The following is a 12,179-nucleotide window of genomic DNA, read 5'->3' on the forward strand; positions in this document are numbered from 1 at the left end:
ACAAGGGGTTTTGTTTCCATGAGAAAGACCGGCAAGAGCCGACGGACGCAAGAAGCGGCCAGCATCGGCGGCGACCTGATGCTGGCGCCGCTGGTGGCGATGATGCGGCTGCCGTTGATGACCATGGATGGCGGGAGCAGCCAGCCATGGAGCACGGAGACCGCGCGTGCGGTAAACGAGAAGACCGCCGCTATGGCCGAAGGCGTGTTTGCGGCGCAAATGTCCTTCCTGCAATCGGCATCGCGGTTCTGGCCGGAAATCTTTTCCGGCCGCACGCCGTCGCTGTTCAACGGGGTCGCGGCGGAGCGCTCGATCAGCGCCGCGCTGAAGCCGGCAAGCCGTGCCGTGAAAGCGAATTTTCGCCGGCTGTCCAACAAGACCTGACAGAAGTTGCAGAACTTTGATTTTGCGCATTGACGGGCGCATGCGCTAGAATCAGTCGGTACGTCACCGATGGGGGACACGATGGCCGGACAACCGCTCAACCAGCCGGCTGAAATTCCAGCCGAACTCGACCGCTGGAACTGGGGCGCCTTCTTCCTCAACTGGATCTGGGGCATCGGCAACAGCACTTTCATCGCGTTGCTGGCGCTGATCCCTGTCGTCAACATCATCATGATCATCGTCCTGGGCGCGCGCGGCAGCCGCTGGGCTTGGCAGAACCGCGCCTGGCGTGACGCGGAACAGTTTCGCAAGACGCAGCGCAACTGGGCAATCGCCGGCCTTGCCGTCTGGGTTGTCGGGATTGGCGGCTGCGCGACGATGGTGGGCAGCATTCCCTACGTCCTGAAAGGCAGCGATGCCTATCACATGACGATAGACAGGCTTCGCGCCGACGACCGCGTCAAGGCGGCGTTGGGTGATGATTTGACCGACAGTTTCTGGGTCGGCGGCCATCTCAACGTCAATGCAAATGGGGCCGGCGACGCCCAGTTCGGCATTCCGGTCCACGGCGCCAAGGGCAAGGGCACGGCCTATTCGACCGCTGTCCGGACAGCCGGCACATGGAGCTTGCGCCTGCTGGTCGTCAGGGTCGAGGGAACCAATGCGCCGATCGTGCTGATCAACGAAGATCATGTCCCGATCCCGAATGCTGCAATCGGAATATAGCTGGGCAAAACGCAAAAAAAGCAGCCTAAACACGGGCGCGAAGGCTGACAGTTCGGTCGGCTTTGTGGCCCAACAATCGGGTCACCACTGCTGCGTTCCAGACAAGGAAATATGCTGAAAAGCCGGATGCTGTCTGACAGTATGCGCATGCGTTCATGTGGGCCGGTGGCAATTTCATACAAGGGCACGCGCATATGGTGAGTTCCTTTCGTGCGGTCGTGGTCGGTGGCGGCTGTGTGGGTGCCGGCATTCTCTACGGCCTGGCAAAGCGCGGCTGGACCGATGTGGCATTGTTGGAGCGAACGCAGCTTACGGCCGGGTCGACATGGCATGCCGCGGGGCTCATCCCCTCTTACGCGCGCAGCCGCAATGTCGGCCGCATGATCGCCAGGTCGATCGAAATCTATGAGGGGCTGGAGGCGGAGACGGGCCAGAACGTCGGCTGGCACAAATGCGGCCAGCTGCGCATTGCCAACACGCGCGACAGGCTGGACGAGTACAGAAGCTACATGGACGTTGCCGAGGTCCAGGGTGTGCGGGCCCGGATCGTATCGCCCGCGGAGGCGCGAGAGATCTGGCCGCTGCTCGACAACAACAGCATGCTGGGCGCCCTCTACCATCCCGATGACGGCCACATTGCACCCGCCGATGTCACCCAGGCCATGGCCAAGGGTGCACGCGACCTCGGCGCGAAGATCCATCTTGATACCGAGGTCGTGGGTTTCGAGCGGATGCCGAGCGGCGAGTGGAGGGTCAAGACCTCGCGCGGTGACATCGTTTGCGAACATGTCATCCTTGCGACCGGCAATTACGCACGCCAGACAGGCGCCATGCTGGGCCTGGACATTCCCGCGATCCCGATCCTGCATCAGTACTGGATCACCGAGTCGGTTCCCGAGGTGGTGGAACGCAAACGGCTTGGTCTTCCGGAGATGCCGATCCTCAGGGACGAGGGTTACGAGGGCTATCTGCGCGAAGAGGGGGACGGGCTGATGTTCGGCCCCTATGAGCGTACCGAGCAGCTCAAGCTGTTCGCCGAAAACGGCGTCCCGGAATGGTTCGGCGCCGATCTGCTCGATGAAGATTTCGACGCCGTTTCCTGGAACTGGGAGCGCGCGACCGAACTGGTCCCCGCACTAGGCCGCGCCGGCATCAAGCGGAATGTGCGAGGGCCTTTCCAGATGACGGCCGATGAACTGCCGCTGATGGGGCAGGCGTGGGGCCTGGAGAATGTCTGGCTCGCCGAAGGGGTGCCGGGGGGCATCCTTTGGGGCGGTGCGATTGGCTACTACCTCTCCGAACGGATCGTGGAGGGTGGCAACAGCATCGACACGGCGGAGCTGGATCCCCGTCGGTTCGGCCAATATGCCAACAAGAACTGGACCCGGGCAAAGGTCCGGGAAGCCTGGGGCACCCACGCCGCACAGCACTATCCAGGCCAGGACATGCCGGCGGCACGACCGCAGAAAACGGCCCCTTCCTATGACCGTCTAAGCCAGCTCGGCGCGGTGTGGGATGTGTTGAACGGCTGGGAGATGCCGAGCTGGTTTGCGCCTGCCGGTGTCGAAGCGCGCAACGTCTACAGCTGGCGCTGGACCCCCAAAGGGAACCACGTCGCCGCGGAGGTCCAGGCTGTCCGCCAGACCGCTGGCCTGGTCGAGATGACACCAATGACCAAGTTCGAGGTCAGCGGACCGGGCGCAAGGGACTGGCTCGACGGAATCCTGGCCAACAGACTGCCGCGTCCCGGTCGCGTCGCTCTTGCCCATCACCTGACGCCGGCCGGCGGCGTGCGGGCCGAGTATGTGGTGGCGCGGCTGCAGAGCGACCTGTTCTATCTCATATCGACGCCGCGCGCAGAGCGCTGTAACCTTGACGATCTCCGCCGGCTGTTGCCGAAGGACGGCAGCGTGCATCTGCGCAACGTCACGGAGGATCGCGGCAGCTTCACGGTGGTTGGGCCGAAGGCGCGCGACATATTGCAGCCGCTGACGGAAATAGATCTCTCCAACGAGGCCTTCCCCTGGTTCAGCGTGCAGTCCGGCACTGTCGGCATGGCCAGCGACGTGCGACTGCTGCGCGTCAACTATTCGGGCGAATTGGGATGGGAGCTCTATCATCCGCTCTGCTATCAGCGGCATTTGCTGGATGCGCTCCTGGCCTCGGGGGAGGCGCACGGACTGAGGCTGGTCGGACTTCAAGCGCTGGAATCGCTTCGTCTCGATAAATCCTACCGCGCCATGTATCGCGACATGAATCTCGAACTGTCGGCCTGGGAGAGCGGCCTCGACCGATTCATGAGCCTCGACAAAGGGGACTTCATCGGCCGCGCGGCACTGGTCGCAAAACAGAAGCAGGGGGCGGCACGCCGGATCGCCACGCTGTCGATCGATACGGACGGTGCGAGCGCGTTCGCCTTCGAGGGCGTCTACCGCGAAGGCGAGCTCGTTGGCCACATCACCTCTGCGGGCTACTCCTACACTTTCGGTCACGACATCGCACTTGCGCTGTTGCCCCTGGAACTTGTGTCGCCCGGTATCGAGCTCGAGGTGTCCATCCTCGGCGAGCGCCGCGCGGCCAAGGTGATCGCGGACTCGCCCTATGATCCGGAAGGCGCCCGCGGGCGCATGTGAGGCATCCCGGAGTACAGTTTCCGGGTTATCGATGTCTCAAAACGTGCTGCAGGGCAAAACGCAAAAACCGCGCTCCATCAGGAACGCGGCTTTGCCAGATACGCATGGCGCTTCGCTACGCAAACACTTTGCGAAACTTATGGCACTTGTCGAAACTTACGGGCTCCGGTACGCGAGACCTGATCCGGAGCGCCGGGCGGATGAGATATGTCCGCCTCGCAGTCCGTTTTATAGGGACATCGTTACCGCGGAGTTATCGAGAGCTTAAGCAAATCTAAATTTGCATTTTTTCCACCGAAGGAAACCGGAAAAACCCGCCAAATCCAAGGGTTACGCTGGGTTACCCCTGAGAAAATTAATTATGCCGGAGAAATCGACGCCGCCATGTCCCTGGGCGTTGAACAAGGCATAGAGCTGGGCTGCTTCGGCACCAAGCGGCGTTACAGCACCCGCACTTTGCGCGGCTTCCTGGGACAATTTCAGGTCTTTCAGCATCAGTGCTGCTGCAAATCCTGGGTTGTAGTCCCTGTTTGCGGGCGAAGTCGGCACCGGGCCGGGCACCGGGCAATAGGTGGTCAAGGACCAGCATTGCCCCGACGAGGTTGAGGCGACGTCGAACAGCGCCTGGTGTGACAGGCCGAGCTTTTCCGCCAGCACGAAGGCTTCGGCGACACCGATCATCGAAATGCCGAGGATCATGTTGTTGCAGATCTTTGCCGCCTGGCCGGCGCCGTCGCCGCCGCAATGGACGATGCGGCCGGCCATCGGCTTCAGGATCGGCTCCGCGGTTGCAAAGGCGTCATCGGAGCCTCCGGCCATGAAGGTCAGCGTGCCGGCTGCGGCACCGCCGGTGCCGCCTGAGACGGGCGCATCGATGGATAGCAGGCCGTGTTTGGCGGCTATGGCGTGCACCTTGCGCGCCGACTCCACATCGATGGTGGAGGAATCGATGAACAGCGCCCCCTTTTTCGCCTTGGGCGCGATGTCTTCGTAGACGGAGAGCACATGCTTGCCAGCGGGAAGCATCGTAATCACCACATCGGCATCCTTCGCTGCGGCAACGGCATTGGCCATCACAGTCACGCCATGCTCTCGGGCGACGGTGAGGCTTTCCGGCACAAGGTCGAAACCATTCACCGCATGCCCCGCCTTGACCAGGTTAGCGGCCATCGGATTACCCATGTTCCCTAGGCCGATGAAGGCAATGGTGCTCATAATGGTGCTCCGTGATTTGGGCTAGGCAGTAGGCAGTAGGCAGTAGGCAGTAGGCAGTAGGCAGTAGGCAGTAGGCAGTAGGCAGTAGGCAGTAGGCAGTAGGCATGTCTATTCCGGTGTAAGTCTGACAATGAGTTGGCGAAGCATTTTGCCGATGCCCTCGGTCGATATCAGCAAGTGATCAGCTTGATCATGCGTGGCAAGGCCAATGCGTTCGGCGATCTGGAGGTGTGTCTCGAACTCCTTCAGCGAGCCTTGGGCGATCCGGAGAAATTGCTGATAAGAGCCTCTGTTGTCTCGACCATAACCTTCGGCGATGTTTGCAGGGATAGAGGTCGCTGAACGGCGGATTTGGCTGGTCAACCCGTACAATTCTTCCTTGGGCCATGCCTTGGTCAAAGAATAGGTGGCGACAGCCAGATCCATCGCCTGCTGCCACACGATAAGATCCTTGTACGAACTGATCTTGCCGGTCATCTCACTGCCTACTGCCTACTGCCTACTGCCTACTGCCTACTGCCTACTGCCTACTGCCTACCAATCAGCGCCCGCGCGATGATGACGCGCATGATCTCGTTCGTGCCTTCCAGGATCTGGTGTACCCGCAGGTCCCGCACCAGCTTCTCGATGCCGTAGTCATGCAGGTAGCCATAGCCGCCGAGCAGCTGCAGTGCGTCGTTGGCGACGTTGAAGCCGGTATCGGTGACGAAGCGCTTGGCCATCGCCGACCATTTGCCGGCATCCGGCGCCTTGCTGTCGAGCTTCGAGGCGGCGGCATAAAGGAAAATACGCGCCGCCTGCAGCTCGGTCTCCATGTCGGCCAGTCTGAACTGCAGCGCCTGGAACTGGTTGATCTTCGAGCCGAAGGCCTTGCGCTCGGCGGTGTAGGAAAGCGCCTTGTCGAGCGCCGACTGCGCGCCGCCCAGCGAACAGGCTGATATGTTCAGCCGGCCGCCGTCGAGCCCGGCCATGGCGATGCCGAAGCCCGCGCCTTCGCCGGACAAAAGGTTTTCCGCCGGCACCTTGCAATCCTCGAAAATCACCTGGCGGGTCGACTGCATGTGCCAGCCCATCTTGTGCTCGTTGGCGCCGAAGGAGAGGCCTGGCGCGTCTTTCGGCACGATGATGGTGGAAACGCCTTTCGGCCCCTCGGCACCGGTGCGCACCATGACGGCGTAGACATCGCTGTCGCCAGCGCCGGAGATGAACTGCTTGGTGCCGTTGAGGACATAGTCGTCGCCGCTCCTGACCGCACGGGTCTTGAGCGCCGCGGCATCGGAGCCGGAGCCGGGCTCGGTCAGGCAGTAGCTCGCCAGCCATTCCATCGACGTGAGCTTGGGCAGGAAGCGCTGGCGCTGCTCGTCATTGCCGAAACGGTCGATCATCGAGGCCACCATGTTGTGGATCGAGATGAAGGACGAGAAGGCCGGATCGGCGTGCGCAAGCGCCTCGAAGATCAGTACGGCATCGAGCCGGCCGAGCGCGGAACCACCGACGTCATCGCTGATATAGATGCCACCAAGGCCGAGCGGCCCGGTCTCGCGGATCACGTCGGCCGGGAAATGCTTGTTGCGGTCCCAGTCTAACGCATTCGGCGCGACACGGTCTGCGGCGAAGGCCTGCGCCATCTCCTGGATGGCGCGCTGCTCCTCGTTAAGTTCGAACTGGCTGGTGCTCGCATCGACCGCGGCGTCCATGGCGTGCTCCTAATCTTCGACCTGTTGGCCTGTCGTTTTTGGCTTTGCGCGCGCACCAATCTAGACCAATGATGCCGCCGCGCAACCCGAGCCTATCAACCGGTTGGGGAGCGGCTGTGCATCAATGCATGTCCGGAGCACAATGTGACGACAAAATTCGATGAACTGCTGGGCCGGTTCCACGCATACCTTGCGTCCGTGGATCACGCCTTGGTGCGCGAAGCCGTGGCGCGCATTGGCTGGGACATGCCGGCCCGCACGCTGGAGCCACATCCGCTTGCCTGCCAGCGCCATCTCGAGCGCGCGGCCGAGCTGGCGCCGCCGGATGCCAAGCCGCTGGTGCAACTGCTTGCCGAGCGTCGCAATGATTTTCGCTGGGGGCAGACTTATGGCGAGGCCGATTTCGGAAAAGAGTTCATCGACAATTACGGCTGGCTGGAAGTGTTTGGCACCCGAGGCCATTTCGCCAATGACGCGGTCGCCGCCGGCCTGCTGATCCTTGGGCCGGATATCGTCTATCCCGACCACCATCACGTTGCCGAGGAAATCTACATTCCGCTGACCGGCGGCACCGAATGGCGCATGGGCGAGAGCGGCTTTTGCATGCGCACGGCCGGCGAGGTCGTCCACCACGCGTCCAACGTCAATCATGCCATGCGCACCGGCAAGGAGCCATTGCTAGCGCTCTACATCTGGCGCGGCGGGCCGCTGGCGGCAAAATCGAACATCACTGGAACCGTGGCGCAGGGCAGGGGCTGATGGCCAGAGCGATCATGCTGCAAGGCACGGGTTCCGATGTCGGCAAGACGGTGCTGGTCGCCGGCCTCTGCCGCGCGGCAAAGAACCGTGGTCTGAAGGTGCGGCCGTTCAAGCCGCAGAACATGTCAAACAACGCCGCCGTTGCCGATATCCCCGGCGATAAAGCCGGCGGCGGTGAGATCGGCCGCGCGCAATGGCTGCAGGCGATCGCTTGCGGCGTCGCGCCATCGGTCCACATGAACCCGGTGCTGCTCAAGCCGCAGACCGATGTCGGCGCGCAGGTCATCGTGCAGGGCAAGGTGTTCGGCGAAGCGCGGGCGCGCGACTACCAGGCACTGAAAGGCCGGCTGATGGATGCCGTTCTGGACTCCTGGGGCAAGGTCGGCGAGGGCGCCGATCTGGTCATCGTCGAGGGCGCCGGCTCGCCGGCCGAGATCAACCTGCGCAGCCGCGACATCGCCAACATGGGCTTTGCCACGCGCGCTGATGTGCCCGTGGTGCTGGTCGGTGACATCGATCGCGGCGGCGTCATCGCTTCGGTCGCCGGCACTCATCTGATCCTGCCGGAAGAGGACCGGCGGATGATCGTCGGCTATCTCATCAACAAGTTCCGCGGCGACGTTTCGCTGTTCGACGACGGCATAAGGTCGATCGAGACATTCACGGGATGGCGCTGTTTTGGCGTCGTGCCGTGGCTGAAGGCGGCGGCACGCCTGCCCTCGGAAGATTCGGTGGTGCTGGAAAGGCTGGCGTCCGGCGAAGCGCGCGCGCTGAAGGTGGCGGTGCCGATGCTTGGCCGCATCGCCAATTTCGACGATCTCGACCCGCTCAAGGCCGAACCGCAGGTCGAGGTGGTGTTCGTGCCGCCGGGAAAGCCGCTGCCCGCCGATGCCGGGCTGGTGGTCATTCCTGGCTCGAAGTCGACGATCGGCGATCTCCTGAAATTCCGCGAGAACGGTTGGGATCGCGACCTTCTCGCACACCGGAAGCGCGGCGGTCATGTCGTCGGTATCTGCGGCGGCTTCCAGATGCTCGGCCGCATGGTGCGCGATCCTGACGGCATCGAAGGCAGCGTCACCGAGGCCGAAGGGCTCGGCCTGCTCGACGTCGAAACGGTGATGGAACCGGAAAAGACGGTGCGCAACGTCAGCGCCCGCTCGGTGCCGTTCGACCTGCCGCTCGAGGGCTACGAAATCCATCTCGGCCGCACCACCGGACCGGATACGCTGCGGCCGTCGGCAGTCATCAATGGTGTCGATGACGGCGCAGTGTCTGCCGATGGCAAGGTGATCGGCACCTATATGCACGGTCTGTTTGGCGCCGATGGCTTTCGCGGGAAATTCCTCGAAAGCCTCGGCATCAAGGGCGGTGGCATCGACTATCGGGCCGAGGTCGAGCGGGCCTTGGACGAGGTCGCAGCCGAGCTGGAGACCCATCTCGACTGCGACGCGATCTTTGCGCTGGCTCGATAGAGCCCGTTTGGCGAACCACCTTGGCAACTAGCGATAAACGCCCATCACGTCGTCATCCACGGGCGGAGCAAGGAGCGTAGCGACGCGCCGCAGACCCGAGGATCCATGCCGCGACTTCGAAGCGTTGCTTCGGTGCAGAATTCTGCTCCGTTGCACTCTTTGGTCGAGGTCACGGCATGGATACCAGGGTCTCCGCGACGGAGCTTCGCTCCTGCTTCGCCCTGGTATGACGAAGTTTGGACGCTTTCGCCAACTTCAAGCGCTGGCGATGGTCGTTCAGGCCCTTTCGCTTGCCTTCGGCCAGTAGGTGCCGAAGGACCAGACATTGCCTTCCGGGTCGCGGCAGATGAATTCGCGGCTGCCATAGTCGCGGTTGGTCAATTCCTGGATGATGGTGGCGCCGGCCTTCCTGGCCTTGGCATAGGCGGCATCGGCATCGTCGACGGCAATGTAGATCGACTTGCCGCCGCCTGAGCCGGGCTCGCCGACCATCTTGCCGTAGTCGTCGTCGCGCACCGTGCCCAGCATGATCATCGAGGAGCCGAAGACCAATTCGGCATGGTGTACGACATCGCCTTCGCCATAGCGGGCACGAACGCTGAAGCCGAAGGCTTCGCCCAGCCAGTCGATCATTTTTGCAGCGTTCTTGTAGCGCAAAGCGGGGTAAAGCCGCGGCGCTTCAGCGGTGGTGGGCATGGGAACTCCTTCAGTTGGGTTGGTCGATGCCCACTGTCGTCGAAGGCCGTCCCAAGGTCTTGAAGAAATGTTACCTGATTGAAAGCGCGGTTGGCGTCTCGCCGGCGAGGTCGCGAAACTCGCGCACCAGATGCGCCTGGTCGGCATAGCCGCAATCGGCGGCTATGCCAGCCCAGTCGGCTGCCGGCTGTCTCGACAGGCCGAGCGCCCGGTTGAAGCGGACGATGCGCGACAGCGTCTTGGGGCCGATGCCGATGGCGTTGGAAAAACTGCCGGCGAGATGTTTGCGGCTCCAGCCCAGCCTTTCGGCGATCGATCCAATGCGGGTCCGGCCGCCGGATGTGATGATGCGGTCATAGGCCCAGGCTATTTCGAGCGGCGTCTCGCTGGCATTCTCGAGACGGGCGGTGACGAAGGCTTCGGCCATATCGAAACGCGTCGTCCAGTCCGGCGTGTTGCCAAGCTTTTCACGCAGCGCCAAGCCTTGCGCGCCAAGCACGTCGTCGAGGACGACCATGCTGTCTGTCACTTCGCTCATCGGCAGGCGGAAGAAACGGCGTGCGCCAAGCGGCGTGAAGTTGACCTGGACGCAGCAGGCACCGCCGAAGGATTCGATCACCACCGGTCCGGCAAAGAGGCCGGCGGCGAAACTGGCGAAGTGGTCATTGTCGCCGGGCGCCTTGCCGAGGCCGATGGCGAAGGGTTCGGCGAAGCTGATGACCAGCGGTACGGTGAGCGACGCGTATTCGACGTTGCGCAGATGGCCGGGCGCTGTTTCGCGATAGCCGCAAATGTCCGACACCATGCCCTGAAGTCGAGGATCGGGCAGGCGCCGGCGCATCTCGAACCGCCCGGCGACAGATCGGTCCTGCTCTTGCCGGGGTTGCATCTCGACTGGCATCGGCCATCCTTCCGTAGAAAGAAATCTAGCAGACCCTTGGCCGGAATCAAAAGCGCCCGGCTTTTGGCCGGGCGCTCCTCGTCCCCACTTCAAGAGAACGTGTCAGGCGCCGCGCATCAAGCAGCCGCCGGCAAGCACGATGAAAGCAATAAGCACGATCCACACCGATGCGAGTGGAATGAACGCAAGAACGCCAAGCGCGGCGAGGACGCCGATGATGGCGATAACAACGGAAATGATAAAAACGATCTGCGTAGGTGCGCTAAGATTCATGTGTGGCTCCTCCAACATGATTCGAACAGCGGCATTCTATCAGGGCGCGTGATCACACACCAATCAAGGCCCGCAGCGGGTTCGCAGGGTCGGCCAGCAGCTTCACCGCCAGCGCCAGGCACACGATCACCAGCAGCGGCTTGATCAGTTTTGCGCCGATGCGCATGGCCAGGCTGGCGCCGACGCGGGCGCCGAGGAACTGGGCAACGCCCATCATCAGGCCGATCTTCCAGTAGACGACGCCGAAGGCCGCGAAGACGATGAAGCCGCCGATGTTGGAGGCGAAGTTGAGCAGCTTGGTATGCGCCGTCGCCTTGAGCACGCCATAGCCGGCGAGCGCCACGAAGGCCAGCATGTAGAAGGAGCCTGCGCCCGGTCCAAACAGGCCATCGTAGAAGCCGATGGCGGGCACAAGCATCAGTCCGAACAGGAAGGGCGACAGCCGCTCGGCGCGGTCGATGTCGTTCATGTTGGGCTTAAACGCGAAGTAGAGCGCGATGGCGATCAGCACAATAGGCAGGGCAGCACGCAGAATGTCACCCGGCACGATCGTTGCCAGCAAGGCGCCGATGGCGCTTCCGACAAGGGCCAGAAGCGCCGACGGCAATTGCCGGCGCAGATCGACATGACCCTTCGATGCGTAGTGGATGGTCGCCGAGCCAGAGCCGAACATGCCTTGCAGTTTGTTGGTGGCGAGCGCCTGGACCGGCGTGAAGCCGGCAAGCAGCAGCGCCGGCACCGTGATCAGCCCGCCGCCGCCGGCGATCGAATCGACAAAGCCCGCGGCAAAGGCGGCGAAGGCGAGCATAACGACGGTCTGGATGCTAAGGTCGATCATCTGATGTATGGAGGGGTCCGGCCGGCTGAGATATCGGGCTTTCGACCACGACCGCCCTGTTTGCGCAAGGTCGATTCCGCGCTACCTCTATCCAAGCGCATCGCGCTTGGATTTGTGTTTGTGTGGTTAACCCGAGAAGAGGCTCCTGATGGCATTCGCATTGCTCGACCAGATACGTCAGATATTCGACGGCGACCCGGGTGTGCGCAAGGTGGCGGACGATCCGGTCCTGTCGGCGGAACTGCTGATGCTGTTTCGCATGATCCTGGCCGACGGGTCGGTCAGCGAGAGCGAGATGGTTGCCTTCCGGCGCATCTGCAAGGACGCCTTCGGCATTGCGGAAAGCAGCATCGACAGCGTCATCGAATATCTCAACGAGTTCGGCTACGAGACCAACGGCTCGCAGGCGATTGCACTGTTCCGCGATCTCGACATCGAGCGGCGCCGGCAATTGGCCAAACATATGGCGGAGATCGCCAAGGCCGATTCGCAACTGGCCGAGAGCGAGGTGCGCCTGCTGCGCCGCACGCTCGACCTGCTCGATATCAGCCCGGTCGATGTGGTGAAGCCGCAGGAGTGATTGGG

The 12,179-nt window shown here is 62.6% G+C and carries 13 protein-coding genes; 6 read left to right on the forward strand and 7 right to left on the reverse strand.

Annotation, left to right across the window (positions count from 1 at the left end):
* Positions 1 to 18 precede the first annotated feature (18 nt).
* The 3 genes from EOA19_RS14190 (at position 19) to EOA19_RS14200 (ending at position 3,743) form a co-directional block, all read left to right on the forward strand.
* The gene (locus EOA19_RS14190) at positions 19 to 384 is read left to right on the forward strand and encodes a hypothetical protein (protein ID WP_023812284.1); all 366 of its coding nucleotides are present in this window, start codon (positions 19 to 21) and stop codon (positions 382 to 384) included.
* A gap of 81 nt (positions 385 to 465) precedes the next feature.
* Positions 466 to 1,110, forward strand: a complete 645-nt coding sequence (locus EOA19_RS14195; RefSeq protein WP_128303968.1) for a cytochrome c oxidase assembly factor Coa1 family protein — start codon at positions 466 to 468, stop codon at positions 1,108 to 1,110.
* Positions 1,111 to 1,304: 194 nt separating this feature from the next.
* Complete coding sequence (locus EOA19_RS14200; RefSeq protein ID WP_128303969.1) at positions 1,305 to 3,743, forward strand: FAD-dependent oxidoreductase; 2,439 nt, start codon at positions 1,305 to 1,307, stop codon at positions 3,741 to 3,743.
* Positions 3,744 to 4,073: 330 nt separating this feature from the next.
* Here the strand turns inward: EOA19_RS14200 and mmsB are convergent, their stop codons facing one another.
* The 3 genes from mmsB to EOA19_RS14215 form a co-directional block, all read right to left on the reverse strand.
* Complete coding sequence (mmsB, locus tag EOA19_RS14205) at positions 4,074 to 4,958, reverse strand: 3-hydroxyisobutyrate dehydrogenase (protein WP_128303970.1); 885 nt, start codon at positions 4,956 to 4,958, stop codon at positions 4,074 to 4,076.
* Positions 4,959 to 5,066: 108 nt separating this feature from the next.
* Positions 5,067 to 5,435 (reverse strand): four helix bundle protein, encoded by a 369-nt coding sequence (locus EOA19_RS14210; RefSeq protein ID WP_023812280.1) that lies wholly within the window; start codon positions 5,433 to 5,435, stop codon positions 5,067 to 5,069.
* 50 nt (positions 5,436 to 5,485) lie between these two features.
* Positions 5,486 to 6,655, reverse strand: coding sequence for an isobutyryl-CoA dehydrogenase (locus EOA19_RS14215; RefSeq protein ID WP_128303971.1), 1,170 nt, complete (start codon positions 6,653 to 6,655; stop codon positions 5,486 to 5,488).
* Positions 6,656 to 6,799: 144 nt separating this feature from the next.
* Here EOA19_RS14215 and EOA19_RS14220 point away from each other — a divergent pair, with 144 nt between their 5' ends.
* Together EOA19_RS14220 and EOA19_RS14225 are read left to right on the forward strand one after the other, a co-directional pair.
* Entirely contained in the window at positions 6,800 to 7,414 is a 615-nt protein-coding gene (locus EOA19_RS14220; RefSeq protein WP_128303972.1) for a dimethylsulfonioproprionate lyase family protein, read from the forward strand.
* The gene (locus EOA19_RS14225) at positions 7,414 to 8,886 is read left to right on the forward strand and encodes a cobyric acid synthase (RefSeq protein WP_128303973.1); all 1,473 of its coding nucleotides are present in this window, start codon (positions 7,414 to 7,416) and stop codon (positions 8,884 to 8,886) included. The genes EOA19_RS14220 and EOA19_RS14225 overlap by 1 nt, the downstream gene beginning before the upstream one ends.
* 276 nt (positions 8,887 to 9,162) lie before the next feature.
* On the opposite strand, the gene EOA19_RS14230 is transcribed toward EOA19_RS14225, so the two are convergent.
* From EOA19_RS14230 to EOA19_RS14245, 4 genes are all read right to left on the reverse strand, one after another.
* Positions 9,163 to 9,582, reverse strand: coding sequence for a VOC family protein (locus EOA19_RS14230; RefSeq protein ID WP_128303974.1), 420 nt, complete (start codon positions 9,580 to 9,582; stop codon positions 9,163 to 9,165).
* 70 nt (positions 9,583 to 9,652) lie between these two features.
* The gene (locus EOA19_RS14235; protein ID WP_128303975.1) at positions 9,653 to 10,483 is read right to left on the reverse strand and encodes an AraC family transcriptional regulator; all 831 of its coding nucleotides are present in this window, start codon (positions 10,481 to 10,483) and stop codon (positions 9,653 to 9,655) included.
* Between the two features lie 102 nt (positions 10,484 to 10,585).
* Positions 10,586 to 10,756: a hypothetical protein gene (locus tag EOA19_RS14240; protein WP_023812274.1), complete on the reverse strand. Its 171-nt coding sequence runs from the start codon at positions 10,754 to 10,756 to the stop codon at positions 10,586 to 10,588.
* 52 nt (positions 10,757 to 10,808) lie between these two features.
* A complete protein-coding gene (locus EOA19_RS14245; protein ID WP_128303976.1) occupies positions 10,809 to 11,594 on the reverse strand; it encodes a TSUP family transporter in 786 nt (261 codons plus the stop codon).
* A gap of 148 nt (positions 11,595 to 11,742) precedes the next feature.
* Here EOA19_RS14245 and EOA19_RS14250 point away from each other — a divergent pair, with 148 nt between their 5' ends.
* Complete coding sequence (locus EOA19_RS14250) at positions 11,743 to 12,174, forward strand: TerB family tellurite resistance protein (RefSeq protein ID WP_128303977.1); 432 nt, start codon at positions 11,743 to 11,745, stop codon at positions 12,172 to 12,174.
* Positions 12,175 to 12,179 lie beyond the last annotated feature (5 nt).

It is taken from the genome of Mesorhizobium sp. M7A.F.Ca.US.010.02.1.1 (assembly GCF_004023085.1).
Classification (GTDB): domain Bacteria; phylum Pseudomonadota; class Alphaproteobacteria; order Rhizobiales; family Rhizobiaceae; genus Mesorhizobium.